This window comes from Marinicrinis lubricantis (assembly GCF_042658665.1).
Lineage (GTDB): Bacteria > Bacillota > Bacilli > Paenibacillales > KCTC-33676 > Marinicrinis > Marinicrinis lubricantis.
Map to the genome: position 1 here is coordinate 1 of NZ_JBHSQV010000148.1, position 26,505 is coordinate 26,505.

Annotated in this window: 26 protein-coding genes, 7 tRNA genes and 1 rRNA gene; 2 read left to right on the plus strand and 32 right to left on the minus strand. The window is 47.2% G+C overall.

Features of this window, described 5'->3' with window-relative positions:
* Positions 1–378 precede the first annotated feature (378 nt).
* From ACFPXP_RS11395 to ACFPXP_RS11505, 23 genes are all read right to left on the minus strand, one after another.
* Complete coding sequence (locus tag ACFPXP_RS11395; protein ID WP_379894343.1) at positions 379–648, minus strand: HPr family phosphocarrier protein; 270 nt, start codon at positions 646–648, stop codon at positions 379–381.
* Between the two features lie 105 nt (positions 649–753).
* Positions 754–1,695 (minus strand): DNA-binding protein WhiA, encoded by a 942-nt coding sequence (gene whiA / locus ACFPXP_RS11400; protein WP_379894369.1) that lies wholly within the window; start codon positions 1,693–1,695, stop codon positions 754–756.
* 10 nt (positions 1,696–1,705) lie between these two features.
* A complete protein-coding gene (locus tag ACFPXP_RS11405; RefSeq protein WP_379894344.1) occupies positions 1,706–2,686 on the minus strand; it encodes a gluconeogenesis factor YvcK family protein in 981 nt (326 codons plus the stop codon).
* An 11-nt stretch (positions 2,687–2,697) separates the two neighbouring features.
* A complete protein-coding gene (gene rapZ, locus ACFPXP_RS11410; protein ID WP_379894345.1) occupies positions 2,698–3,600 on the minus strand; it encodes an RNase adapter RapZ in 903 nt (300 codons plus the stop codon).
* 55 nt (positions 3,601–3,655) lie between these two features.
* Entirely contained in the window at positions 3,656–4,603 is a 948-nt protein-coding gene (locus tag ACFPXP_RS11415; RefSeq protein ID WP_379894346.1) for an ROK family glucokinase, read from the minus strand.
* Positions 4,604–5,030: 427 nt separating this feature from the next.
* The gene (trxB, locus tag ACFPXP_RS11420) at positions 5,031–5,978 is read right to left on the minus strand and encodes a thioredoxin-disulfide reductase (protein WP_379894347.1); all 948 of its coding nucleotides are present in this window, start codon (positions 5,976–5,978) and stop codon (positions 5,031–5,033) included.
* 26 nt (positions 5,979–6,004) lie between these two features.
* Entirely contained in the window at positions 6,005–7,750 is a 1,746-nt protein-coding gene (locus ACFPXP_RS11425; RefSeq protein ID WP_379894348.1) for a tetratricopeptide repeat protein, read from the minus strand.
* 89 nt (positions 7,751–7,839) lie between these two features.
* On the minus strand, positions 7,840–8,790 hold the full coding sequence (locus tag ACFPXP_RS11430; protein WP_379894349.1) for a ribose-phosphate diphosphokinase: 951 nt from the start codon (positions 8,788–8,790) through the stop codon (positions 7,840–7,842).
* Between the two features lie 55 nt (positions 8,791–8,845).
* The gene (gene hisJ / locus ACFPXP_RS11435; RefSeq protein ID WP_379894350.1) at positions 8,846–9,652 is read right to left on the minus strand and encodes a histidinol-phosphatase HisJ; all 807 of its coding nucleotides are present in this window, start codon (positions 9,650–9,652) and stop codon (positions 8,846–8,848) included.
* Positions 9,653–10,315, minus strand: coding sequence for a bifunctional phosphoribosyl-AMP cyclohydrolase/phosphoribosyl-ATP diphosphatase HisIE (gene hisIE, locus ACFPXP_RS11440; RefSeq protein WP_379894351.1), 663 nt, complete (start codon positions 10,313–10,315; stop codon positions 9,653–9,655). It abuts the gene before it with no gap.
* Positions 10,312–11,070 (minus strand): imidazole glycerol phosphate synthase subunit HisF, encoded by a 759-nt coding sequence (gene hisF, locus ACFPXP_RS11445; protein ID WP_379894352.1) that lies wholly within the window; start codon positions 11,068–11,070, stop codon positions 10,312–10,314. The genes hisIE and hisF overlap by 4 nt, the downstream gene beginning before the upstream one ends.
* Positions 11,071–11,091: 21 nt before the next feature.
* Positions 11,092–11,823: a 1-(5-phosphoribosyl)-5-[(5-phosphoribosylamino)methylideneamino]imidazole-4-carboxamide isomerase gene (hisA, locus tag ACFPXP_RS11450; RefSeq protein ID WP_379894353.1), complete on the minus strand. Its 732-nt coding sequence runs from the start codon at positions 11,821–11,823 to the stop codon at positions 11,092–11,094.
* 103 nt (positions 11,824–11,926) lie between these two features.
* A complete protein-coding gene (hisH, locus tag ACFPXP_RS11455) occupies positions 11,927–12,547 on the minus strand; it encodes an imidazole glycerol phosphate synthase subunit HisH (RefSeq protein WP_379894354.1) in 621 nt (206 codons plus the stop codon).
* Between the two features lie 3 nt (positions 12,548–12,550).
* The gene (gene hisB, locus ACFPXP_RS11460) at positions 12,551–13,153 is read right to left on the minus strand and encodes an imidazoleglycerol-phosphate dehydratase HisB (protein WP_379894355.1); all 603 of its coding nucleotides are present in this window, start codon (positions 13,151–13,153) and stop codon (positions 12,551–12,553) included.
* A complete protein-coding gene (gene hisD, locus ACFPXP_RS11465; RefSeq protein ID WP_379894357.1) occupies positions 13,150–14,436 on the minus strand; it encodes a histidinol dehydrogenase in 1,287 nt (428 codons plus the stop codon). The genes hisB and hisD overlap by 4 nt, the downstream gene beginning before the upstream one ends.
* Positions 14,437–14,438: 2 nt before the next feature.
* The gene (gene hisG / locus ACFPXP_RS11470; protein WP_379894358.1) at positions 14,439–15,071 is read right to left on the minus strand and encodes an ATP phosphoribosyltransferase; all 633 of its coding nucleotides are present in this window, start codon (positions 15,069–15,071) and stop codon (positions 14,439–14,441) included.
* An 83-nt stretch (positions 15,072–15,154) separates the two neighbouring features.
* Positions 15,155–16,357 (minus strand): ATP phosphoribosyltransferase regulatory subunit, encoded by a 1,203-nt coding sequence (locus ACFPXP_RS11475; RefSeq protein WP_379894370.1) that lies wholly within the window; start codon positions 16,355–16,357, stop codon positions 15,155–15,157.
* A 264-nt stretch (positions 16,358–16,621) separates the two neighbouring features.
* A complete protein-coding gene (locus tag ACFPXP_RS11480) occupies positions 16,622–17,179 on the minus strand; it encodes an acyltransferase (RefSeq protein ID WP_379894359.1) in 558 nt (185 codons plus the stop codon).
* Positions 17,180–17,190: 11 nt separating this feature from the next.
* The gene (gene ppaX, locus ACFPXP_RS11485) at positions 17,191–17,838 is read right to left on the minus strand and encodes a pyrophosphatase PpaX (protein WP_379894360.1); all 648 of its coding nucleotides are present in this window, start codon (positions 17,836–17,838) and stop codon (positions 17,191–17,193) included.
* Between the two features lie 51 nt (positions 17,839–17,889).
* On the minus strand, positions 17,890–18,825 hold the full coding sequence (gene lgt / locus ACFPXP_RS11490; protein ID WP_379894362.1) for a prolipoprotein diacylglyceryl transferase: 936 nt from the start codon (positions 18,823–18,825) through the stop codon (positions 17,890–17,892).
* A gap of 35 nt (positions 18,826–18,860) precedes the next feature.
* Positions 18,861–19,799, minus strand: coding sequence for an HPr(Ser) kinase/phosphatase (gene hprK / locus ACFPXP_RS11495; protein ID WP_379894363.1), 939 nt, complete (start codon positions 19,797–19,799; stop codon positions 18,861–18,863).
* A gap of 222 nt (positions 19,800–20,021) precedes the next feature.
* Positions 20,022–21,146: an ABC transporter ATP-binding protein gene (locus ACFPXP_RS11500; protein WP_379894364.1), complete on the minus strand. Its 1,125-nt coding sequence runs from the start codon at positions 21,144–21,146 to the stop codon at positions 20,022–20,024.
* A 93-nt stretch (positions 21,147–21,239) separates the two neighbouring features.
* Positions 21,240–22,343: a PucR family transcriptional regulator gene (locus ACFPXP_RS11505; protein ID WP_379894365.1), complete on the minus strand. Its 1,104-nt coding sequence runs from the start codon at positions 22,341–22,343 to the stop codon at positions 21,240–21,242.
* A 238-nt stretch (positions 22,344–22,581) separates the two neighbouring features.
* Between ACFPXP_RS11505 and larA the strand changes: the two genes are divergently transcribed.
* Positions 22,582–23,847: a nickel-dependent lactate racemase gene (gene larA / locus ACFPXP_RS11510; protein ID WP_379894366.1), complete on the plus strand. Its 1,266-nt coding sequence runs from the start codon at positions 22,582–22,584 to the stop codon at positions 23,845–23,847.
* Here larA and mobA read toward each other — a convergent pair.
* A complete protein-coding gene (gene mobA, locus ACFPXP_RS11515) occupies positions 23,836–24,402 on the minus strand; it encodes a molybdenum cofactor guanylyltransferase (protein WP_379894367.1) in 567 nt (188 codons plus the stop codon). The genes larA and mobA overlap by 12 nt on opposite strands.
* Before the next feature lie 203 nt (positions 24,403–24,605).
* Between mobA and ACFPXP_RS11520 the strand changes: the two genes are divergently transcribed.
* On the plus strand, positions 24,606–25,316 hold the full coding sequence (locus ACFPXP_RS11520) for a Crp/Fnr family transcriptional regulator (protein WP_379894368.1): 711 nt from the start codon (positions 24,606–24,608) through the stop codon (positions 25,314–25,316).
* A 159-nt stretch (positions 25,317–25,475) separates the two neighbouring features.
* Here ACFPXP_RS11520 and ACFPXP_RS11525 read toward each other — a convergent pair.
* From ACFPXP_RS11525 to ACFPXP_RS11560, 8 genes are all read right to left on the minus strand, one after another.
* A tRNA-Lys gene (locus ACFPXP_RS11525) sits at positions 25,476–25,551 on the minus strand.
* A 7-nt stretch (positions 25,552–25,558) separates the two neighbouring features.
* Positions 25,559–25,643: transfer RNA gene (locus ACFPXP_RS11530), tRNA-Tyr, on the minus strand.
* Between the two features lie 8 nt (positions 25,644–25,651).
* Positions 25,652–25,727 (minus strand) — tRNA-Phe (locus tag ACFPXP_RS11535).
* A 70-nt stretch (positions 25,728–25,797) separates the two neighbouring features.
* Positions 25,798–25,874: transfer RNA gene (locus ACFPXP_RS11540), tRNA-Asp, on the minus strand.
* 8 nt (positions 25,875–25,882) lie between these two features.
* Positions 25,883–25,958 (minus strand) — tRNA-Val (locus ACFPXP_RS11545).
* A gap of 29 nt (positions 25,959–25,987) precedes the next feature.
* Positions 25,988–26,064, minus strand: a tRNA-Met gene (locus tag ACFPXP_RS11550).
* 15 nt (positions 26,065–26,079) lie between these two features.
* Positions 26,080–26,168: transfer RNA gene (locus ACFPXP_RS11555), tRNA-Ser, on the minus strand.
* Positions 26,169–26,417: 249 nt separating this feature from the next.
* Positions 26,418–26,505: ribosomal RNA gene (locus tag ACFPXP_RS11560) — 23S ribosomal RNA — on the minus strand; the annotation flags it as partial.

Genomic DNA, 26,505 nt, shown 5'->3' on the forward strand with positions numbered 1-26,505 from the left:
TCACTTCCTCTCGGAGTTTTTGGGTTTGGTCACTTGAAAACTTCTCCAAATTGGGGTGAAGTCCCTTTTTTATCTCTGAAAATCCTTCTGTAACAAGGGCTCAGGTTTCTGCAAAATGCTCATATAATAAAAAGCTTCCTTGCAGGAAGCTTTTTATCAATACACCCTATGGTAAAACAATCCTCATATATTATGTATGCCCGTCCAATTTGGCTTGGCCCGTTGCAGGGACTTTCATGTCCGTTTGCAGGAAGGTCGTTAGAGCAAGTGCATCCTGTACCTACAAAATCAGGCCAGCATAGCACTTATGAGCGCACGCAAACAAACCCTACGGCATCGAGAGATTAAAGCCCCTGTTCAAACAGGTTGCCGATCCTACTATTGGTTTTCGATTTCTTCCTTGCTGACCAAATCTGCTAATGCCTGAACAGCTTGTTCCGCATCCGAACCTTCACCACTAATGTAAATTTCCGTACCAGAGCTAATCGCTAAACTCATAATACCCATAATACTTTTCGCATTCACTTTTTTATCATCTTTTTCCACGAAAATTTCCGAGGAAAACTTATTCGCTTCCTGTACAAAGAGAGCGGCAGGTCTGGCATGCAGTCCCGTTTTTAATTTGACGACTACTGGGCGCCTCGTCATACGTCCAATACCCCCTAAACATTTTTGCATAATGTGCGGATCCATTGCGCTTTAATATCTATTATAACAAAAATAAACCAACTAGCACCAGTTTATTAAGAAGGTTTATTGTATTTTTTCCCCTTTTCGTATTCTTTCAGCCATTTCATCAATTTTTCGCAGCCGATGGTTCACTCCCGACTTGCTGACTTTCCCGCTTAGCAGCTCGCCGACTTCCGTTAAATTCATATCTGGATGCTGGAGTCTAACCTCTGCAACTTCCCTTAGTTTTTCCGGTAAGTTATCAATGCCGATCTCCGATTCGATCAACCGAATGTTCTCGATTTGCCGCATCGCCGCACCGATCGTCTTATTCAAATTTGCCGTTTCGCAATTCACAAGACGGTTGACTGAATTTCGCATATCTCGCATGATCCTGACATCTTCAAATTTCAGCAAAGCCTGATGAGCGCCGATGATATTGAGGAACTCAATAATCCGTTCCCCTTCTTTGATATAAAAAATATACCCTTTCTTGCGTTCGATGCATCTCGCATTCAGGTCGAATTCGTTCGCCAGTTTGCAGAGCGCCATGCTGTGTTCCTCATACATGGAGGCAATCTCCAGATGATACGAGGATCCTTCAGGGTTGTTCACAGAACCGCCTGCTAGAAAGGCTCCCCGCAAATAAGCGCGCTTGCAGCACTTCTTGCGGATAATGCGTTCGTCAATTCCCGGGGTGAAGATAAACCCTTCAGAAACGATGTGCAGTTCTTTTAAAATATGCTCTACCCCGGCTGGGACGCGGACAATATAGACGTTGTTTTTTTTCAATCTCATTTTTTTGCGAACCAAAAGCTCCGTATGCGCTTGAAAACACTGCTTAATGAGTGAATAAATACGTCTGGCGATGGCAGCATTCTCTGTCGAGATATCTAGATACACCTTCTGCCTGCTTAACTGTACAGAACCGTTCATTCGAATCAATGCGGAAAGCTCAGCCCTGCTGCAGCAGCCCTCGGTCTCAATCATTGTCAATTCTTTTTTTGTGGTCGCCGCAAAGGACAAAGCCATCACCTCATTTACTCTTGAACTGCTCGATCAACCGATAAATATGATCGCTCAGCTTGACTGCGTCGTGCCGCAAGTATCTTTTGAAAAACACCAGTTCATCCATGACAACCTGATAGCCTTGTCTTTCTAGTTCATCCAAGTCTACTTCAACCGTCTCTGCCCCTTGCTCTGCATACTTCTGCTGAACTTCAGGAGGAATCCCGCCTTGATTGACAATCACCACATCAAATAGATTGCAGCCAATGTGGTCGGTAACCGCTTTTAAATGATCGCTCACTTTGAATTCGTCTGTTTCCCCAGGCTGCGTCATGACATTGCAAATAAATATCTTGAGCGCACTCGATTCGGTGACCTCTTTTGCAATTTGAGGAACGAGCAAATTCGGTATAATGCTTGTGTAGATGCTGCCTGGACCCATGATAATCGCATCCGCTTCACGTATCGCCTGCAGCGCTTCGTCCAGCGGTGTAACATCTTCCGGTTCAATGAACACCTTTTTGATCTTTTTGCCGGAGAGAGGAATTTGCGATTCACCTTCGACAATCGAACCGTCCGTCATTTCCGCCTTCAAAAAAATCGCCTGATTCGCAGCGGGTAAAACTCGGCCTCTTACCGCTAGTACACGGCTCAATTCCTTAATTCCGGTAACGAAGTCACCTGTCATATCCGTCATTGCGGCTAAAATCAAGTTTCCCAAGCTGTGTCCGGCTAGTCCGTTTCCAGTTTCAAATCGGTACTGCAGCATTTTGGCCATAACGGGCTCCACGTCTGCCAGGGCAATAATGACATTGCGAATATCGCCCGGAGGAGGCATTTGCATCTCACTGCGGAGAATCCCTGAGCTTCCGCCATCATCGGCAACGGTTACGATGGCTGTAATGTCCAGCGCCTTATGCTTTAACCCCCGAAGCATAACGGACAAGCCTGTTCCCCCGCCGATGACGACGACCTTCGGAACCGGTCCGCGGCTGCTGCTCTTCCTCATCCCTTCACCTCTTATCGCTTTTCCCGGTCAGCATCCCGATGACTGACCCGGACCGTCTCATTCTCGCTGTTGCCGAGCATTTTCCCTAAATATTCAGCCACTGACACGGAACGGTGCTTTCCACCGGTACAGCCAATCCCGACCACCACCTGGCTTTTTCCTTCCTTCATAAACTGCGGAATCATAAACTGCATGAGGTCCAAAAGCTTTGTCAGGAAATTTTGAGTCTCAGGCCACTTCATCACATAATCATAAACTTCTTGATTCATGCCGGTCAGCGGTCTAAGCTCATCTACATAATGCGGATTGGGAAGAAACCGTACGTCAAAAATCAGATCGGCGTCAATCGGAATGCCGTATTTAAAGCCAAAAGAGGTGACATTAATAGATATGCTGTTATGCTGCAAACTTGTGAAACGTGATGAGATTTTTTCTTTTAATTGCAGCGGTTTGAGATTACTTGTGTCAATAACCTGTGTGGCCAGACCTTTCAATTCCTCAAGCAGCTTTCTTTCAAGCTTAATGCCGTCCAGGGGAAGACCCTCAGGAGCAAGCGGATGCTTCCTGCGGCTCTCCTTATACCGCTGAACCAGCACAGAATCGGTTGCATCCAAAAATAATATTTCATACATAAAAGAATATTGCTGCCTAATATAATGCAGCGATTCTGTGAGGGCTGTAAAGAACTCTCTTCCTCTCAGGTCAATGACGAGTGCCACTCGCCCGATCTTTCCTTCGGACTGTTCCACCAATTCGGCGAATTTGGGGATCAGAACAGGAGGTAAATTGTCTACGCAGAAAAAGCCTAGGTCCTCGAGGCTCTGCACCGCAATCGTCTTCCCTGCTCCTGACATCCCCGTAATGATCACGATTTTGGCCAAACCATTCTTCGTTTCCGTTCCCGCCTTGTCCACTTCAACTTCCCTCCCCCGCCAGCGAATCGCTCGCTGGACCAAGACATCTATACAACTATGATCTCAGATTTAATCCAGCTGCACCGATCATTCCAGCGTCGTTGCCAAGCGTAGCTGGAACAATATCCACACCCTGCTTGAAAGAATCTGGAGTTAACGTGTCAAAATGCTCGCGGATGGCATCAAATAATATATCCCCGGCACGGGAAACGCCTCCGCCAACAATAAATCTCTCTGGATTCAAAATGACAGCCATCAGGGTCATGGATTTCCCTATATAGTATGCAGCACGCTGTACAATGCGCAATGCTACATCGTCACCCGATTTGGCCGCATCAAAGACGTCCTTCGCTGTAATCTTTTCAATCTGCGAGAGTGAAGTTCGGTCCCCTCGCTGTACAGCATCATTTGCCATCCGAACAATACCGGTCGCAGACGAGACGGTTTCCAAACAGCCTCTTTGGCCGCAATTGCACTGAATGGCTTCAAGATCCGGAACAATGGCCATATGTCCAATTTCCCCCGCCATGCCGTTGCCTTGATAAATCCGACCATTAATAATAATTCCTCCGCCTACACCAGTACCTAATGTATAGCAAATCACATTCTTCAATCCAGCCCCGGCGCCAGCCCAAGCTTCACCAAGCGCAGCCACATTGGCATCGTTGTCGAGCTTCACTGGTTTGCCAAGACGCTCTTCCAGCATAGCCTTAACTGGAGTATTCTTTAAGCCGAGGTTAACCGATACATATACAACCCCTGTCTCCATATCCATGAAACCAGGGATACCGGCTCCAATACCGGCAACTTGATCCCATGTAAAGGAAGTCTGGCTGACAACCTCTTTCACATAAGAAGCGATATTGTCGATAATTGTCTCCGGTCCGTGTTCTACGCCGGTAGGTCCTTCGTACTTATGAATCAACTGCCCCTGCTCATCACAAACTCCGACTTTCACAGTCGTTCCGCCTAGATCCACACCGATATAAATTTTCTCTGACACGTCTGCTTCACCTCTTTTTATCATCATTCATAAAAAGCTATAAAACCCCTATCCAGGCCTGATCACCGCAGATCGGCCGCGTTTAGAGGCAGCTTTTATCTCGCAGATAGAATTTTAACTTTTACTTCATTAAAAATCTATTCGTTTAAATCCATTTTATCATACCACTAACTGCTTCAATCCAAGCTGTATATTGTTCTGAAATATCAGACGCTATTCCTCACCTCGGCGCTAACGAGCACAAGGAGTCGCGTTCGTTAAACACGTGCAGCAGCGAATTCGAAATGGATTCATTCGATCTGTGCTTAGAAAAACGTGGAAAAGCGCCTTTCCACGTTCTTCAGTACACTCTCGTATCGCAAGAGTACTCACCGGATAATTGATCGATGATTCATGCGATTTGTGCTTTTTTGAGATGGAGCAGTTTTTATACCGTCTGGCTCCAGTCATGGACGGCGCTGTCTTCCAAATAGCGCTCGCAATCCAGAGCAGCCATACAGCCTGAACCCGCAGCGGTGATCGCTTGGCGATAATGCATATCCTGAACGTCTCCGCAGGCGAAAACTCCTGGGATATTCGTGCGGCTCGTACCCGGTTCGACCAGAATGTACCCCGTTTCATCCGTGCGGATTTTGCCTCCGAGGAATTCAGTATTCGGACGATGACCGATCGCTACGAAAATACCGTCCGTCTCTAGTACTTGCTCTTCTCCGGTATCGTTGTCCTTCACCTTTAAGCCCGTAACGCCTTTGTCCCCCGCAATAACTTCGACCGGAGTCATATTCAAAGACCACGTTATTTTTTCATTCGCCTTGGCCCGGTCCTGCATAATTTTCGAGGCACGCAGCTCATTTCTGCGGTGAACAAGACGAACTTCGCTAGCGAATTTGGTTAAGAAATTCGCCTCTTCCATCGCCGAATCCCCGCCGCCTACGACGATGATCTTTTTGCCCCGGAAGAAGAATCCATCACACGTCGCACACGTGCTCACGCCTCTTCCGACATTTTCTTTCTCGCCTGGAATACCCAGCAGCTTCGCTGTAGCTCCGGTGGAAATGATGATCGACTGGGCGACGATTTCTCCGCCGCCTTCCACCTTTAATTTAAACGGACGCTCATCGAAATTCACTTCCTGAATCCAGCCGGTTTTGAATTCCGCGCCGAACCGCTCAGCCTGTTTGCGCATATTGGACATCAATTCCGGGCCCATAATGCCGTCTGGAAACCCGGGAAAGTTCTCGACATCGGTTGTTGTCGTCAATTGCCCTCCCGGTTCAGGTCCTTCAATCACTAGGGGATTCAAGTTGGCTCTCGCTAAGTAAATTGCTGCTGTCAGGCCTGCAGGCCCTGTTCCAATTACAACGGTGTTGTACATATGTGAACCTCCTCAAGCAATGGGTTTTAGCGCAAAGATTTTTCTTGAAATTGAGAATAAATATTCTCCATTTTTTCCTTCAATCCGCACATTTCATCGATCGTGAGCACATGCTTGCGGATCGTTGCAACTGAAACGTTATACCGTCCCGCAAGATCCTTATAGGTAACGGGCCGGCTGTGCATCTTCGCCGTCAAATATTCCAAAGCGGCTGCCCATCCTTCTGCCTTTTGAATAAATGGCACCGATGGATAAGCTTTGCCCAAATATTCAATCCACAACGTCTGCATATCATGCTTCTGAAACAGATCGTATCTCTTGCTCATATGACTTGATGCGATTTCCATCACATCCTGCCACTGCTGCTCCCATACCGGCAGCTGCGAAGAAGGCGTAGCATAAATAACGACTTCCTTGCCCTCCAGCACGACATGAAAAGGCTCTTTCGCTCCCATCGCCTTAAGCACATAGATCGCGGCCTTCTTCATATCATCCTGCTCTTGGTCGTTCTTCAGAAAGTCACGAAGGACTCCCTCCGCATCCTCATCCGCCAAGATGCCGAGTGCTTGAATCACCTGAAGCTTGGTCTCTTCATCTCCATTATAAAGCGCCCAGTGAAAAGAAGAGCGGATTAATGGATCTCTGATCAGGTCCTCCGTAATTCCCTCCGGATCACCGCCCAAATCTCTAAACTTGTCTTCGTATGGAAGATAATAATGGTAGCTCAAATGAGGATATGGCTCCTGCATCTCTTTGAGCTCCTCGATATGTTCCAGATAAAATGCGGGAACAGGCGAATCCGGATCCAGCCGATTGGCCTTACGCCACATTCGTTCCGCTTGATCCCATCTCCCTACACGAAAGGAAGAAACGGCGTAATAATGGTGCAGACATGGGTCGTCTGTGAAATCACCGCTGTTCATCAAACGCTGAAAATGGCGGTAAGCCGAATCGTGTTCCCCCAAAATCCCCAGCGTCATCGCCAGCTTAAAGACGTGATCCTGATGAAAAGGATACATTCTCCGAAGTAACTCCAAGATCTGCTCTAAGCCTGTCATATTGCCCTGATGCTTATACACAATGGCCAAATTGCACAGCGCATGCACATTTCCCTGCTCCTGCTGGAGCACCTCGCCGATGCATGCGGTGCATTGTTCCATATTGCCCATATAAAAATGCGCAAGCGCGAGATTGTTGTGCGCTGCCAAAAAATCAGGGTATTTCTTCGTCAACCGCTTCAAAATGGCCGCAGCTTCCGTGAATTTCCCCTCTTCCATGAGCGAGCGGGCCTTGTCATGCTCGAAAAACACTTCTCTACTTTTAATATGCTTAATCGGCGTAGGCCGATCCAGCTCGTAGCTCAGCATTTCGATCATTTCTTCCGACTCTTCCAGGAAGACACCTCGCGGATCCTTCTCCAAGTAGCGAAGAAGTGCTTCTTCCGCTTGTTCGAACGATTCCATGTTGGCATAATTGTTTGCCATATAAAAGTAGCATTCCGTCATCGACGGATCGATTTCGTTTAATATTTTGCTTAAGATGTGGTTTGACTGTTCGTAATTTCCGATTTCGGAATAGATGCCTGCCATATTACAATGATTGATCGGATTGTTCGGCTCATATTCTACAGCTCGCTGAAAGTACTTCAGTGCCTTATCGTAACGGTATCGGTCCAATGACTGCATGGCTTTCTCGAAGAAAAAATTGGCGTCCATTTTTAATGAAATAATTTTAGGACGCTGTGGACGGGGGGACCGCTTATTATTTTCCATCCTCAAGGCACCTCCTTATCCTAAATCAATCACAGTATATCATAGGTGGCTCTCTTATTTCTATTGACGATGACAATTATTACAAATTTTTACACCCCGCGGGATTTAAATAATGTACTGATCGAGCCGCCCTGCATAATGATTTGGATCGCATCGGCCAGCAGATGCCCAACCGACAGAACTTTAAACCGTTCCGGCTTTTCATCCGGCAGTGTGATCGAATCCGTCACAACGACCTCACGAATATTCGGATGGTCTAGGCGGGAAAGCGCTGGACCCGAGAAAACAGGATGCGTAGCGCAGACGATCGAGTCGTTAGCCCCCTTCTCCTTCAATCCCTCGACGACATTCACGATCGTAGAACCGGTATCAATCAGATCCTCAATAATGATTGGGGTCTGACCTTCGACCTCTCCAATAATATGCGTAATGACGGACTCATTATGTTTCGGTCTTTTCTTAATCATGATGGCGAACGGAGAATCCAAATAATTCGCCAGCTTCTCCGCTGTGGAAGCACGTCCTGCATCCGGGGAGACGACGATCGGATTTTCAATTTTCATCTGCTTCAAGTGATTCGTGATCAAATCGAGTGCTGTAAGATGATCCACTGGGATATTGAAGAATCCTTGTATTGCGGCTGCATGGAGATCGATCGTAATAATCCGGTTTGCACCTGCAGTGGTTAATACATCAGCGACAAGCTTCGCTGAAATCGGCTCCCTTGGAGCAGCTTTCCTCTCCTGTCTGGAGTATCCGTAATAAGGAAGAACCAGGTTGATCGTTCTTGCCGATGCCCGCTTGGCTGCATCAATCATAACCAAGAGCTCGACAAAGTTTTCATTGATTGGGTCTGAAAACGACTGCACAATAAATACATCGCAATTTCGGACAGGCTCCTCGTAATGCACGTAAATCTCTCCGCTTTTAAATCGGGATATATACATCTTGCCTAGAGGCTGACCTAATTCGCGACAAATTTTTTGCGCGAGCTCAGGATTTGAAGAGCCTGAGAATATTTTTACTTTTTCGCTAAACATAACGCCCTCCTGCAGGTTTGGTCACTACTTCCATTATACAACGGAAATCCGACATTTAAAAATCAACCATCGTTCTTTTTCGCTTTTCAAAGGTGGCAATTTGCGTAAACCCGACTTCCTTCAACAAATTTCGTGCCTCCTCCAAATATTGCCCTGTTCTTTCCGGTTGATGCGCATCGGAACCAAGCGTCACCGGAAGCCCAATTTGATATGCATACTCAAGCACTCTGCGGCTCGGAAACATTTCAGCAATCGGCATCCTCATTCCCGAAGCATTCAATTCGATTCCGATCCCGCACGCCCTGATCACATCGAGCGTCGCTTTCTCCAGATGCTCGGTACTCTGTTCCGGTTTGAAACCGAAACGCTTGATGACATCCACATGACCGATATAGTCATAAAATCCGGTTTTCGCCGCTTTTTGAACCGCATCGTAATATGTTTCATATACTTGATAAGGATCTTTTCCTTCCCATCCCGCCGTCTGCCTGTAATCGGTAATATCCCATTCTCCTAAGAAGTGAACGGAGCCAATGACATAATCCCAGGGATAATCGGTAATGATGCGCTCGATTTCTTCTTCATATCCCTCGATATAGTCGCCTTCCAAGCCGACACGCAGTTCAATTTGTCCTTTGTACTTCTCCTTTAGCCCCAAGCATTCTTCGACATACCTTGGCAGTTCCTCCATCGGCATCGCCATGCCGGGATAATACGTCTCCGGACGAACATGCAGAAGAGGCATATGATCGGATAAGCCCATCTGCTTCAGCCCGATCTCTATGCCTCGTCTCACATACTCCTCCAGTGTTCCTTCCGCATGACCGCAGCGAACATGATGAGTATGGTAGTCAATCTGCATTTACTTATCTTCCTTTCTGGTGGTATGACGATTTTCAAGCACCTTCAGCACTTCATCAAGAGGCAGCTTTTGCTCTCTGAGCAGCACCATGAGATGGAACAGCAAATCGGCTGCTTCCCAGCTCAGTTCTTCCGCGCTTCGGTTTTTAGCGGCAATAATAACTTCTCCCGCTTCTTCACCGACTTTTTTCAGGATTTTATCAACACCCTTATCGAACAAATACGTCGTATACGCACCTTCCGGCATTTCCGCTTCACGCTGGGCAATGATGCTCTCGAGCGTATTCAGAATGGCATAACGATTGCCTTCCGCCGCTTTGTCGCCGGCCTCCGTGCCTAATAAAGATTGCGTAAAGCAGGTATACGTACCGTTGTGGCAGGCCGGTCCTGCAGGAACAACCAGTACCAACAGCGTATCACTGTCGCAATCGTAACGAATATCTTTCACGGATTGGGTGTTTCCGGATGTTGCCCCTTTGTGCCACAGCTCTCCGCGTGAACGGCTCCAGAACCACGTTTCTCCGCTTTCCACCGTTTTTTGCAGCGACGGCTTGTTCATATAGGCCATCATCAATACTTCTTTGCTGACAGCATCCTGCACAATGGCCGGAATGAGACCTTCTTCGTTCCATTTCAGATTGTCTATCTCAACTTGGTTGTTCATCTCATTTCCACTCCTCTTTCACGTAGGTGTTGTTTGACATCCTCAATCGTCAGCTCTTTATAATGAAAAATGGTTGCCGCGAGTCCTGCATCGGCTTTGCCTTCAGTAAACACATCATGAAAGTGCTCCTTCGTCCCCGCGCCGCCGGAAGCAATGACTGGAATCGTCACTTCTGAAGAAACTGCCCTTGTTAATGCAATGTCGAAGCCGTCCTTCGTTCCATCCGCATCCATGCTCGTCAGCAATATTTCACCAGCACCGAGGCTCTCTGCCCGTTTGATCCACTCCAAAGCGCGGATGCCGGTCGCATTTCTGCCACCGTGCGTGTAGACCTCCCATTCCTGCCAGTCCTCATTGTATTTGGCGTCTACCGCCACAACGATACATTGAGAACCAAAGCGGCGTGCACCATCGGATATGAGCTGTGGATTGTTCACCGCCGCCGTATTGATGCCTACCTTGTCCGCCCCAGCACGCAGTATTCGCGTCATGTCCTCAACCTGTGAGATTCCTCCGCCGACCGTGAAAGGAATGCTAATTTCACCAGCGGTCTGCTTGACGACCTCAACCATCGTCGCACGGCCTTCGTACGATGCAGAAATGTCGAGAAACACTAATTCGTCTGCTCCTTCTCTATCATAAATCGACGCCAATTCGACCGGATCGCCCGCATCGCGTAAATTGACGAAATTGACACCTTTGACGACACGGCCGTCCTTTACGTCCAAGCATGGAATGATACGTTTTGTCAGCATTTGAGCGCAGCCTCCTATATTCTACAAATTCATGCGTTTGACAGCCTCACGAAGCTCAATGCTGCCCGTATACAAAGCCTTCCCAACAATGGCTCCGCCCACGCCGTCCTCCGTATGCTTGGACAATGCCTCCAAGTCTTCGTAGCGGCTTACTCCGCCGGAAGCAATGACCGTCTTCCCGGACGCCTTTGCAAGTGCAACGATCGCTTCCACGTTAGGTCCTTTCATCATCCCGTCTCTTGAAATGTCGGTAAAGATGAACGTCTCGGCACCTTTCTCAGCCAGCTCTGCAGCGAGTACCTCAGCCTTCACTTCAGAAGTTTCAAGCCATCCGCGCGTAGCTACATACCCGTCTCTCGCATCAATTCCAATGGCCACCTTGTCTCCGTATTGCTTCAGAAGCTGTTCTACGAAAGACCGGTCCTCAATGGCCGCCGTACCGATAATGACACGGGACACGCCTAGACCGAGCAGCAGCTCCACATCCTCGAGCGTTCTTAGTCCCCCGCCGATTTGAACCGGTACCGACACGGAACGGGCGATCTGACCGATCAGCTCATGGTTCACCGGCCGCCCTTCCTTCGCTCCGTCTAAATCAACCAAGTGAATCCAGCTTGCTCCGCCCGCTTCCCACTGCTTGGCCGCTTCGATCGGTGAATCGTTGTATACCGTCTCCTGATTATAGTCCCCCTGAATCAATCGAACACATTTGCCGTTTCGAATGTCGATCGCAGGATAAATGATAAATGACATCGTTTCTTGTCCTCCCCATCTTGGTCAGCATTGCCGTCATTCCCGTCTATTACAGGCTGACTTATCTATTGCTTTCATCTCAATGAAATCGAATTGAACCCGCTTATGCTTGTACGGGTTCCGTTTTCGCCATCTCTAGGAAGTTGCGTAGCAGCTGCATCCCCAGCTCGCCGCTTTTCTCTGGATGAAACTGCATGCCATATAGATTTTGATGGCCGACCACTGCAGTAACCGGTTGATGATAATCCGTCGTAGCAATCAAATGCGAGTCCGACTCTACCTGTACGTGGAACGAATGCACAAAATAAACATAGCCTTCTTCTAAACCGTCCAAAATAGGGCTCTGCTGCCGAAACTGCAGTCGATTCCATCCCATATGAGGTATCTTGTAATCCCCTTGAAATTTCACGACTTTTCCAGGAAGCAGATTCAGCCCTTGATGGTGTCCGTACTCCTCGCTTTCCGAAAACAGCAGCTGCATGCCCAAACAGATGCCGAGCATCGGCTTGCCGCTTCGAGCATACTGCAAAACGGTGTCCTTTAAGCCCGTCTCCGTTAAATTCCGCATTGCATCGCCAAATGCACCGACACCCGGAAGAATCGCCCCGGCCGATGACAGAATCTGCTCTGGATCAGAGGTGACCGTTACGTCACTCCCTAAGCGTTCTACAGCTTTGCTTACACTATGAAGATTGCCCATTCCGTAATCGATAACGGTAATCAACGCTTAGAGCACTCCTTTCGTCGAAGGAACCCCTTGTACGCGCGGGTCTATCGTCGTCGCCTCATCGAGCGCTCTGCCCAGCGCTTTAAATACCGCCTCAATCATGTGATGCGTGTTCTGGCCATAGTGTACAATCACATGCAGCGTCATGCGCGCTTCCAATGCCAGCTTCCATAAAAATTCTTGAACAAGCTCCGTAGAAAAGCTTCCAACCTGCTGGCTAGGATACTCCGCACGATACTCGAAATGCGGGCGGTTGCTGAGGTCGATCACCACTTGGGCAAGCGCTTCGTCCATCGGAACGAATACGCTGGCGTACCGCTTGATGCCTTTTTTGTCTCCTAATGCCTTATACAAAGCTTGGCCTAGGCAAATTCCAATGTCCTCCACCGTATGGTGATCGTCGATTTCAATATCGCCGCGCGCCGTCACTTCCAGGTTAAATTGACCGTGCTTCGCAAATAAATCGAGCATATGATTCAAGAACGGAACATCCGTCTCCAGTTTAGCTTCACCGGATCCATCCACAGCAAAAGCCAGCTTAATGTCCGTTTCATTCGTCGTTCTTTGAATTTGCGCTTCCCGCTTTACAGCCTGTTCTGTCATTCCTGATTCCCTTCCTTCCGTAATCTGACTTCGATCGCTTTCGCATGGGCTTCCAGTCCTTCGCTGTACGCGAGGCGTGTAATGTGCTCCCCGTTCTCAAGCAGCGCTTCCTTCGTAAAATAAATAACGCTCGATTTCTTCATGAAATCATCCACGTTCAGCGGCGAAGAAAACCGCGCCGTTCCATTCGTCGGCAAAATATGATTCGGACCCGCAAAATAATCCCCTACCGGCTCTGAGCTGTATGGTCCCATAAAGATTGCTCCTGCATTCTCTACTCTGCCAAGCCAGCGCAGCGGCTCTTCCACCATCAGCTCCAGATGCTCGGGTGCAATACGGTTCACCGCCTGCATCCCTTCCTCCAAGCTGTCCGCAATGAGAATGGCACCGTTCTTGTCCAGGGAGGCCTGCGCAATTTCCCTTCGCTGCAATCGGCTTAACTGCTGCTCCAGCTGCTCTTCCACCTGCTGTGCCAGCTGCTGTGAATCGGTCACAAGGATAGCCGACGCCATCTCGTCATGCTCCGCCTGCGACAGCATATCCGCGGCAACATATTCCGGATTCGCTTTACCATCTGCAAATACAACGATATCCGTCGGTCCGGCGATGCTGTCGATCGCTACAGCGCCATAAACGTAACGCTTCGCGAGAGCGACGAAAATGTTGCCCGGTCCGCATATTTTGTCCACCGGCTGAATCGTTTCCGTACCGTATGCCAGGGCCGCTATCGCCTGCGCCCCTCCCACACCGTATATTTCACGAATGCCCAGCTCATTCGCCGCTACTAGAATAGCCGGATGAATTCCCGCTACACCGCCGCTTGCCGGAGGTGTCACCATCACAATTTCCTCAACGCCTGCCACTTGGGCTGGAATAACATTCATCAGCACAGAGGAGGGATATGCCGCCTTACCGCCAGGCACATACACACCAACCCGCTTTAGTGGACGCATCACTTGTCCGAGCATCGTACCATCCGGCTGAAGATCCATCCAAGAGCTCCGCTTTTGCTTTTCGTGAAACACGCGAATGTTCTGCATCGCCTTGCGAAGCGAGTTCAGAAAAGCTTCGTCCACTTGACCGTAAGCATCATCGATTTGCTTCTGACTGACCTTCAGCTGATCGATGCGAACCCGGTCAAACTTCTCCGTCCATTCCAATAAAGCGGCATCCTTTCTTTCCTGCACATCCCGGATAACAGCCTGCACTGTCTCGTTTTGCTCCGGTGTTCCATATTCAAACTGCCGATCTACCGCAAACTGCGACGCCTTCATCTTTTTCATTTTCACCCCCCCTGTGAAATGACGGGCTGAAGCTGATCGCACAGCCTTTGAATCGCATCATTTTTCAAACGATAGCTCACACGGTTCGCAATCAGGCGGCTCGTAATTGGAAACATCTCTTCCAGCTCCAGCAGCCCGTTTTCGCGTATCGTCTGCCCGGTCTCTACCATGTCGACAATACGGTCCGCCAGTCCAATAAGCGGCGCCAATTCGATCGATCCGTTCAGCTTAATGACCTGTACCTGCTGGCCCATTTCACGAAAATATTGCGATGCCACATTCGGATACTTCGTAGCAACCTTCGGGTTCATCACCGGCTGCCAATCCTTGGCGCCAATAATGGACATCCGACAGCGGGCTATGCCTAAATCCAGCAGCTCGTATACATCCCGATTTTCCTCCATCAATACATCCTTGCCAACGATTCCAATATCCGCCGCACCGTACTCTACATAAGTAGGAACGTCCACAGGCTTAGCCATAATAAACTCCATCCCCGCTTCAGGCACAGGGATAATGAGCTTCCGGCTGTCATCAAAATCATCCGGTGTCGGCAATCCCGCTTCACGAAACAGCTTGGATGCCTTTTTATAAATTCGCCCTTTCGGCATCGCCACTTTCAACAATTCTGCCATCGTTCATAACTCCTTTTTGGTCCCCATCGTTCCTGCCGCATACGATACCTTTCCATGCTGCTCCGAACTTCTTGCCAAGGGATTTATGTGCTCTGGAATACGACGATCTCTTGATACGTCTTCCCTTTATAACTTCGCATGCCATCCACCGTAGTCTCGATCCCGCTCCACTCTGCCGCTTGATGGACCAAGCCGGTCTCTACGCTGTATCGATTCTGTTCCCTCTGCTCTCTTGCATATTCGAACGCCTCCCTGCGGCGATCTGCTGCGTAAAGCACAAGCATGGTATAAGGGGTTTCCTGTTTTGTTTCCGCCACCTCGAGAATCCGATTCGTTTTCAATGCGAAACCGGTCGCCGGTGCAGGCCTTCCGAATTGATTCAATAAATTATCGTACCGTCCTCCGCTGCAGACCGGAAATCCTAAATCTGAAGCGTAGCCTTCAAAGGTCATGCCTGTATAATAGGAAAAATCACCGACCATCGTTAAATCGATCATAACGTAAGGTTGAGCATCATAATCCTTGAGCACGTTCCAAATCGAGCAGAGATGTTCAATGGAGCGATGTGCCAGTGGATCGTTCGTCAGCTTCTTCGCCTGTTCACAAGCTTCTTCACCGCCGCGCAGGCGTAAAATATCGGCCAGTTCATGCTTGGCCTGCTCCGAAATGTTCAGCTTCGACAGTTTATTCCGATATCCCACATAATTTCGTGCCAGCAGATGCTCCATCAGCTCCTGCTGAGAACTCTCGTCGCCAGCAAGTGTTTCCTGGAATAAGCCTTTCAAGAAGCCTACATGGCCTAAAGCGATTTTAAAAGAATGAATCCCTGCCGCCTTTAAGCTGTCAATCGCCAAAGCGACCATTTCCGCATCGGCCTCTGGGCTCTCATCGCCGACCAGTTCCACACCCGTTTGGAAAAACTCCGCCTCGCGTCCCGCTTCTTCCTCCATCGCCCGAAACACATTGGCATGATACGACAAACGGATCGGCAGCGGCTCATCCTTCAGCAAAGAAGAGATGACCCGTGCGATCGGAGCGGTCAGATCCGAACGAAGCACCATCGTCGTTCCTTTTTTGTCCAGCAGCTTAAATAGCTTATCGTCCGAGGTCGTACTTGCGGCTCCAACCGTATCGTAATATTCCAAGGCCGGGGTCAAGATTTGCCGATAGCCCCATTTCTCCATGCATTCCAGTACATTCGCTTCAATATACTTCAGTTTCCCAACCGCTTCTGGCAAGTAATCCTTCACACCAGATGGCTTCTCAAACATCTTCGGCTTCGTCAACATTCATCACCTCATCTATAACAATACATCTGCCGCCAATTGAAGTACTATGTTTGCGGCCTTCTCACTGCAAATAACTCTCTGTATTCCAATGTTCCTTGATGATTCTCGTTACATAACCCTTCAAGGGATTCAAAGAAAATAACGAAAAACGCTTTATCGTACTACCATACTACCATAGTAAAGAGAATACTCGTAATTTTAACATGGAATGGAAGCATCGTCAATGAAACATTCACTGCATTCTCCTGCCTGTGCACTCATTTAGATCCCTTTTTCCGCTTCCACTCCATGCTTGTCCATACGCACTTGTGCGTATACCCCTTCATCTTCAGCCGGTTCCAACGTTCGTATCAATTGAATCGGATTTCCTGCCGCAAATGTATACGGTGGAATATCCCGATTCACTACAGATCCTGCACTAATGACTGCATGGTCTCCAATCGTAACACCAGCTAGTATCGTTGTATTCGCACCAATCATGACATGCGAACCGATGCGAACTTCACCCAAACGATATTCCTTCGTTAAATATTCATGCGCTAATATCGTGGTATTGTAGCCAATAATCGAATTGTCCCCTACCGTAATGTACTCCGGAAAAAAAACATCCACCATAACCATGAGCCCAAAGGCGGTATGGTGGCCAACGTTCATTTTCAAAAGCTTTCGGTACATCCAGTTTTTCAGCTTCAGCGAAGGACAATATCGGCAAAACTGAATCACCACAAAATTACGCATGCCCTTCCATGGACTAACCGTTTTATAAATCTGCCATAACGAGTTTGGTCCCTGCACCGGATGGCGGCTTAGCCTTCTCAACCTGCATCCCCCTATTGTTGTACGATTTTCAGAAGCTCCCTCATATCGTCAATCACATATTCCGGATTGTACTTGCTCAGTACCTCTGCACCTTTGAGCGACCACGCTACTCCAACTGCTTGAACCCCGGCTTGATGGGCAGATTCGATATCAAAAGGACTGTCACCAACCATCAGCGCGGTCTCAGGCTTAGCGTTCATGCGCTTCAATGCTTCCAGCACGGGCTCCGGATGCGGCTTCGCATGCTGAACATCCTCAATGGTTACGATCGTTTCCATGTAGTCCTTTATGCCGCACAGCGTTAAGCCCTTGTCGCTGGTAAGCCGAATTTTAGAAGTGACCACGCCTAAGCGAATACCGCTGTCCTTCAATGACTGTAGCACTTCTTTAACATAAGGGAACGGTCTGACCAATTCGTCATGTCTTCTTAAATTGTATGCACGGTATTCCCGAATCAAGTCATCAACCGGCTCCTGCTCCCCTCTCCCGGAGAAGTAACGCATCTGCATCGCCAAAGGTTTTCCCATCTGATGGATCAAGCGTTCTCTTGTCAGCGGAGGATCCATCTTCCCTTCCATCACATGAATAAAGCTCTCTATAATAAGTTCGTTCGTATCCAAAATGGTGCCGTCTAAATCAAACAGTACGGTTTCGATCATTTCTCTATACTCCTCTGCATTACGTCTAGATGCTTATAACCTGTCTTCCGCTTATTTGTTGATCGAACCAGTGACATAGCCGTCCTGCCGGATCGGGTCGGAATATTTCTGATTCGCGTATCCCATCGTCCGACGCAGTACGATAATAATGACAGCAGCCAGCACAATCAACACACTGATCAACTGAGCCATGCGGATATTCTCATCGTTCGCAATCGCACCCGGATCGCCAAAGATCCAAGACATCGGCTCCCATAAACCATTCAAGAATGAAGCCAGCCAGTTCGGACCGTCAAAGGCCAAGCTGTCCGTTCTTAATCCTTCCACAAAGAAGCGGCCGATCGAGTACCAAATAATATAGCTCATAAAGATTTCGCCCGCACGCACAAAATTGAATCTGCGGATGACAAGCAGCAATACTATGCCTACAATGTTCCACAATGATTCGTATAAAAACGTCGGGTGATAATATTCCCCATTAATATACATCTGATTAACAATAAAATCCGGCAAATGCAAGCTGTCTCTTAAGAAGGACTCTTCCACGGGGCCCCCATGAGCCTCCTGATTCATGAAATTTCCCCAACGGCCAATAATTTGACCCGCTAACAGAGATGGCGCACATATATCCGCTATTCTCCAGAAGCTGTATCTTTTCCAGCGTGTATACCATACCGCCGCAATGATCGCACCGATCAATGCACCGTGAATCGCTATACCGCCTTTCCAAATGGCGAAAATATCGAGCCAGTTATCTTGATAATCTTCCCATTCGAATACGACGTAGTACAATCTCGCTGCGACAATGGCGCTCGGCGCACCGATTAACAGCAAATCCATGAAAAATTCAGAACGGATATTGAATCGCTTGCCCTCTTGGATTGCAAGCAAGAGTCCGACCAATGCAGCCGTTCCTAAAATAATTCCATACCAATGTACTGTAAGCGGTCCTAAACTGAAAGCTATAGGATTTAAGGCCAAATACATACCGCTTCCTCCCAATCTATCGATTTATACTGCTTCTAATCCATATCGTCCATATCCTCAGCGATCGTTTCCGTCAGCTTATTCGTAAACTGCAGCGCTGCATTATACCCCATCCGCTTCAAGCGGAAATTCATCGCAGCGACCTCTAGGATAACAGCCAAGTTCCGTCCAGGTCTAACCGGAATCGTCATAAGCGGTACGTCAGTATCAATAATCTTGGTTGTTTCGTCGTCCAAGCCAAGTCTGTCGTATTGTTTGTCTTGATCCCAATTTTCCAGTCGAATCACCAGCGTAATTCTTTTCGTGTTGCGTACGGCGCCTGCCCCGAATAAGGTCATGACATTGATAATACCGACTCCCCTAATTTCAAGCAAATGCTTGATGAGCTCTGGGGCATTGCCGTACAATGTGTTATCTGCGGTTTGCCTAATTTCAACGGCATCATCGGCAACTAGCCGATGGCCTCGCTTCACCAGCTCTAATGCTGTCTCACTTTTACCGATCCCGCTTCCACCAGTAATCAGTACTCCCACACCATACACATCCACCAACACACCATGGATCGTCGTGCTTGGTGCAAGTCGATTCTCCAAAAATCCTGTAATGCGGCTGGCCAGCATCGTTGTCGATAAATTGCTGCGTAGCAGTGGAAACTGTTTTTCCCGAGCCACTTCAACAATTTCATCAGGGATCTCTAGACCTCGCGTCACAACAATACATGGAGTGGCATCATCGCAAATGCGTTCGATGCGGCTTCGTTTTTGTTCCGAAGTCAGCTGCTCGTAAAATGTAATTTCCGTCTTTCCCAGTAATTGAACCCGGTCTCTCGAATAATATGTAAAGTATCCAGCCATTTCTAGTGCTGGCCGATTCAAATCAGGAACCGTTATTTTTCGATTCAAATGATCCTCGCCGCTGATAACCTCTAGATGAAACGGTTGGACCAAATCTGAAACCTTGATGTGCTTTGCCATTAGGTTTTGCTCCTTTTTTCATCGATTTGCGCTATGTTCATCGTAATGGAATTGTTAGCTGAAATCAACCGAAATCGACGTTTTCCATCCAATATTTGATGATTTTGCATTCCATCTCTCTAATATCTTGTGATTTCCTACAAACATCATCCTGTTCGTTTTGAGGTGAACATATAAAGGGCTCTGTCCGAAGACAGAGCCCTTAAATATTAGGAATTTGAATTATTCAATTTCAAAAATGTTCAATTCCGTCTCTTTATCGAAAACATGGCATTTATTCATATCGAAAGCCAGTTTTACGTTCGTACCTTCCTTCAATCCAGCGCGTCCATCTACGCGGGCAATGATGCTTTCTGTTCCTAGTCCAGCAAGGTAAAGGAACATTTCGTGACCTAAGTTCTCAGCTACTTCAACATGAGCCGTTACGATGGAGTTCGGAGAAGCTTCCAAGAATACTGGCTCTTGGTGCATATCTTCCGGACGAATACCGAATACGACTTCTTTGCCTACATAACCTTTATCGCGAAGGATTTTAGCTTTTCCTTCTGGAACAGCGACATCGACATTGTTTGCTTTGAAACGAATGTTTCCGCCTTCTTCAACCAGGTTACCGCTGATGAAGTTCATCGCAGGGGATCCGATAAATCCAGCAACGAACATGTTCACTGGTTTGTTGTAGACCACTTCTGGAGAAGCAGCTTGTTGGATTACGCCGTCTTTCATAATAACGATACGGCTACCCATGGTCATCGCTTCTGTTTGGTCATGGGTTACGTACACAACGGTTGTTTCCAAACGTTTGTGCAGCTTACTGATTTCCGCACGCATCTGTACGCGCAGTTTCGCATCCAAGTTGGAAAGTGGTTCGTCCATCAAGAATACTTGAGGCTCACGGACAATCGCGCGTCCCAAGGCAACACGCTGACGCTGACCACCGGACAAAGCCTTAGGCTTGCGATCCAACAAATGCTCGATATCCAAAATTTTCGCAGCTTCGCGAACACGTTTGTCAATTTCAGCTTTTTTGAACTTACGCAGTTTCAAACCAAATGCCATGTTTTGATAAACGTTCATATGAGGATACAAGGCGTAGGATTGGAATACCATCGCGATATCGCGATCTTTAGGAGCTACGTCGTTCACCAAGCGATCACCAATGAACAGTTTTCCTTCGGAAATTTCCTCTAGACCTGCAATCATTCGAAGTGTCGTGGATTTTCCGCAACCGGAAGGTCCGACGAGTACGACGAATTCCTTATCTTCGATTTCTAAGTGAAAGTCCTTAACGGATGGTTCAGCAGCACCTGCATACTTTTTATAAATATGTTCCAAACGTAATCCTGCCATTTGTTTAAATCCCCCTATCACACGTATTCAATAACTTATCTTTATGATATATCAAGCAACCTCCGATGACTATGCACAAACTTTACAAAAAACCTATTGTCTTTTCGTCACTTTATACAATAGCATGGCAACCTTGACTAATACGGCATCCTTGAAGCTGCGTATGTCGTATCCGGTCTCTTGTTTAAACTTATCCAATCGGTATATTAAGGTATTGCGGTGAATATATAGTTTTTTGGCCGTCTCGCTGACATTGCAATCCATTTCGAAAAAATGCTCCAGCGTCAACTCGGTCTCCGCATCCATTTTATAATTTTGCTTATTGAAAATATGCTCTACGAAATCGAGCTTTTGCTGTTCTGAAATTTGATACAGCAGCCGTTCCAAATGCAGATCCCATGGAAAATAAATTTTATTCTCATATTGAAATAAGCGCCCTAGGCTGAGCGACTCTTTCAGCTGTGTAACAGCTTGCAGCAGCGACTTCGAAGGATTGATCGGGTAATACACACTCAGCAGGCATTCACCCATCCATTCAGTCACCAGCATTTCGTGCAGGCCTTGGCACAGAGAAGCTAGCTGTTCCTCTAAGCTTTCCTTTTCATCAGGCAGTTCATCTTCTGAAGCATTAAGCACTTTTTCCGACGCTAACAGCAGCCATTCCTTATCGTACAGTGGAATTAAGAAAATATCGTCCGCAAAAAACGACTGCAGCAGCTTCTTCATTTCACTGTAGACCGCTTCATCATAGCTGCTTTCTAATTGAAGAAGCATCGGTATTTTGGTTTCCTGCAGAGAAAATTGTGATATAAACGTTTCAGGCGTCTCCTGCAGAGAATGATTATTATAATGCTCTAACAACCAATTTCGGAAAGGTTCAAACGGCTTCTCGCGGCCTTTTTTCGGACTGGGTCCCCGCTCTATGCTCGCTCCTATTTTATAAGCCTCAACCAGCATCTCCGTCAGAGTTCTCTCTCTGGCTGTCAAATGGGCATTTTCCGCCTTCAATGCGGTACACCCTTGTTCTCCCTGTTCTAATATAAAATAGAGATACTTGTGGTCTTCCGTACTCCACATTTCTTGCTTTTCATTCATCGTTGTTGTCATTTTGAGGCATTGTTCGGTCGTAAGCTGTTCTATGGTGAACGGTATTTGCAATCCACTTTCGAGCTGCTGCTTTAATAGTTCCCAATCCATTGGCTTCTCCCTTAATCATGATTAGCTGTTGTTTAAGACGAGCTCTTTGCATGCACTTTATTTCATTTTAGCTACTCATGATCTAGTAGTAAAGCTCAAGGGCCCATCTATAAGGCCGAAGATGTTCGTTCTTACGCTTATAGAGAACGGTTGTTTCGGGGAAAATAGTCTATGTAGTAGCATTCTGCCATATTTGAATAACGTTGGCTGTCAGAGCAGATAGAAAGGACGTTTGTTGTTGACACATACACTTCAGTTACCGTTTGGAACAAGTCATTTGAGCTTGTCTGTTCCACACCCGCAGTCTCTTGTTCAGGTGAAATATGATTCCGAATCTCGCCAGGAGGAAAAAGAGATCATTAAGGACGCCTTGCGTCATCCCATCGGAACGAATCCATTAAATGAATTATGCCGTGAACGCAGCAACGTTGTTATTCTTATAAGCGATATGACTCGGTTGACGCCAACGCACCGCTTCCTGCCTTATTTGCTGGACGAACTCCTGATGGGAGAGGTGCGCGCTGAACAAATTCGCATCATCGTCGCATTAGGTACGCATCGCGTTCATACAGAGAATGAGCTTCGAACATTAGTTGGGAATTCGATCTATACACAATACACCGTTCAAAACCACTCATCTTTGTCTGAAGAGTGTGTGTTTCTTGGAACCACATCTAGCGGCACTCCCGTTGAAATTAACCGCTATGTCGCAGAAGCCGATTTTGTCATCGCAACCGGGTGCATCGAACCTCATAGACTGGCTGGTATATCCGGCGGTGTCAAATCGCTTTTTCCTGGGACGGCATCTACCCGAAGCATTGAGCATAATCATTCATTCTTTATGACAGAACAAATCGAGCCGGGAAATATGCAAAACCGCATTCACAACGACTTTTTGGAAGTGCTCCAATTTAAAAAGATTGATTTTATTTTGAATGTGATTGTCGATCATGAGCGCCAAATTCTTGACGCTGTTGCAGGAGATTGTATCGAAGCCCACCAAGCCGGGGCCCAAATTGCAAAAAAGCGTTTTATGGTACCGGTCTATCGGAAGTTTCCGTATACCCTCGTATCTCCTGGGGGCACGCCAAAAGATCTACATCTCTATCAAGTCCTGAAGACGATTCAAAATGCATCGGAAATCACCCGGACTGGCGGTACGATTCTCTGTGCTGCTCCTTGTGCAGAGCACTATGGAAGCGCCCATCTTCAACAAATCGTGGACTCCTCTAAAGATTTGGATCATATGGTCAAACGGCTCGAATCCGAGTTTATCGTTGGTGCTCATAAGGCCGTAACACTGAAAAAGCTGACCGATCAATTTCGTATCGAGCTGTATTCTGAAATGCCCCCTGCTTTAGTGGAAAGAGTCGGTCTCATCCCGATCTCTTCATTGCAGGATCGTTTATCGATTTGTATCTCACAGCATTCAGAGCCAGGAGCGTTCATGCCTTACGGTGCTATTACATTTCCCATGGCATCACAATCATCGTCAGTTGGCTAAACATTTCGTTACTTCAAAATGAATGTGATAGGCTTCAGCTTCTTCTTCCGTAATATACGCTGTTTTCAAAAAATGGAGGAATTCTTCTATTCTTGTCACACCGCCTTCAATCAACGTAATGAGCTTATCGACATTTCTTTTGGCATATACGGCATAGAGCGGATGCGGCTTGTCCTTTATGATCGGTACAACCGCATCACTTCCCGTATTGAGCAATTTTCTATACATATATAAACCGGCTTCTTCAGAAATATGGACCAATCGACAGTCTACAATCCACAGAGCTTTATGTCGAGCAAGTGATAGAGCCGCATGCAATCCTGACATGGGGCCTTTACTTTGATAAAAGTCCGTTACAATTCTTATTTGGCTGCCGAAGCACTTAACAAGGTGAATTGGGTAATCCGTAACAACCATCACTTCGCTGCACAGTCTACTCATCGTATGCACTTGTGTTTCTATACATTCTCTAAGCGCAGAGCTTTGAAAGTGAGCCTGTTCCACTTGTTCCGAATTCATCGGTAAACCTCCCGCCAAAATGACACCTGTCAGCATCGTGACCAACTCCTCTAACGCTGAATTCCCATACGTTCCTTTGCGGTTAATTATGAAACACACCAAATTCATGTTCAGTAATAAAAATCACAGACTGTTCAAGAAATCACCAGAAATGTGATTTGTATTGTGACAATCATCACAATCGAGCGTTAGAACATCTAGTATGCTGTATTTAACAACTTCCCTGAGAGGTGAACCACATGGCTGTAGAGCAACCATCCTTTGTTCGAAATACGAGTTATTTCTCTAAAAGCAATCTAGAAAAATTGACAGACATTATGTATGAGCATAAAATCCATGCCGGGGCTTATCTGTATCAAGAAGGCGAACCAGCGAAAAAATTATATTATGTTAAACAAGGAACCGTTAAATTAACAAAATCGACTCCTGATGGCAAAGAGTTCATACTCCACTTGTTTCAAAAAGGAGATCTACTAGGACAAATTGACGGTCATTCCGATGCTTATCATCAATTCAATGCGATCGCCATGGAAGGCTGTGTCGTGGGGATCATCCAGATGAGAGATTTAGAAGTGCTGCTGTGGCAGTTCGGAGAGCTGTCCGTGGAGTTTATGAAGTGGATGGGTACCATTCAAAGAATGACCGAAACAAAATTTCGAGACTTGATCTTATTCGGTAAACCAGGTGCCCTATGCTCGACGCTGATTCGGTTATATCACACCTACGGAATGTCGGCGGATAACAATATGCTGATATCGAAGAAGCTCACAAATTCAGATTTAGCGGAAATGATTGGTTCGACTCGCGAGAGTGTGAATCGAATGCTGAATGATCTAAAACATAGAGATGTCATTTCCATGGATGCCGGCTACATCACGATCAAAGATATCGACTATCTTAAAGATACGTGTCATTGTGAAAATTGTCCGCTCGATATTTGCCGAATTTAAGTAGAAAGGCTATTCCCCGCTGGTAGAGGAATAGCCTTTGTTTTATTTGCAGATCATTATTCGACGATCATCTTGTTTCATCCCTAAGGAACGATTACAGAATGAATCCTATGAAAATAAAAAAAACTGCCTTCAGGCAGCGATCCTTCTTGAATAAACTGGTGAGCCATGAAGGACTCGAACCTTCGACACCCTGATTAAAAGTCAGGTGCTCTACCGACTGAGCTAATGGCTCTCATGAATGGTGGGGGATGATGGATTCGAACCACCGAACTCGTAGAGAACAGATTTACAGTCTGCCGCGTTTGGCCACTTCGCTAATCCCCCAAAATAGATGGTGGCTCGGGACGGAATCGAACCGCCGACACGAGGATTTTCAGTCCTCTGCTCTACCGACTGAGCTACCGAGCCACATGGTCCACAAAAAAATAATGAGCTACATTGATAGCTCCATTCAAATGTGTTCCTTCATTTAAATAGATGGCGGAGCTGACGGGATTCGAACCCGCGGTCTCCTGCGTGACAGGCAGGCATGTTAGGCCTCTACACCACAGCTCCATACTGAATGGTGGACGCTGACGGGATCGAACCGCCGACCCTCTGCTTGTAAGGCAGATGCTCTCCCAGCTGAGCTAAGCGTCCATGCTTGTACAATTTTGTTGAAATAAAGTTGGTAGCGGCGGAGGGGATCGAACCCCCGACCTCACGGGTATGAACCGTACGCTCTAGCCAGCTGAGCTACGCCGCCTTACGAATTGAATTGTGGCGGAGAGAGAGGGATTCGAACCCTCGCGGCTGTGACACCCTAACGCTTTAGCAAAGCGCCCCCTTCGGCCTCTTGGGTATCTCTCCTAAAGAAGCTATTTGCTCCTTCAAAACTGAATGCGAAAGTGTAAGGTTGCTTGTTGATCAACATGTTGTCGATCTTTTGATTCCTGATGGAATCTTTGTATGGGCCCCGAAAAAGTAATCGGAATACGCTACAGCGCTTCACGTCACTTTTTTGGGTCATATTAAGGTGTATCTTTTGATTTCTTTGAACTATTGTCACATCAAATGTGGTTCGTATTTGTTGTGACGCTAAGGTAGAAATCAAAAATATGGGATAAGCCCTCGACCGATTAGTATTCGTCAGCTCCATGCATTGCTGCACTTCCACCCCGAACCTATCTACCTCGTCGTCTACAAG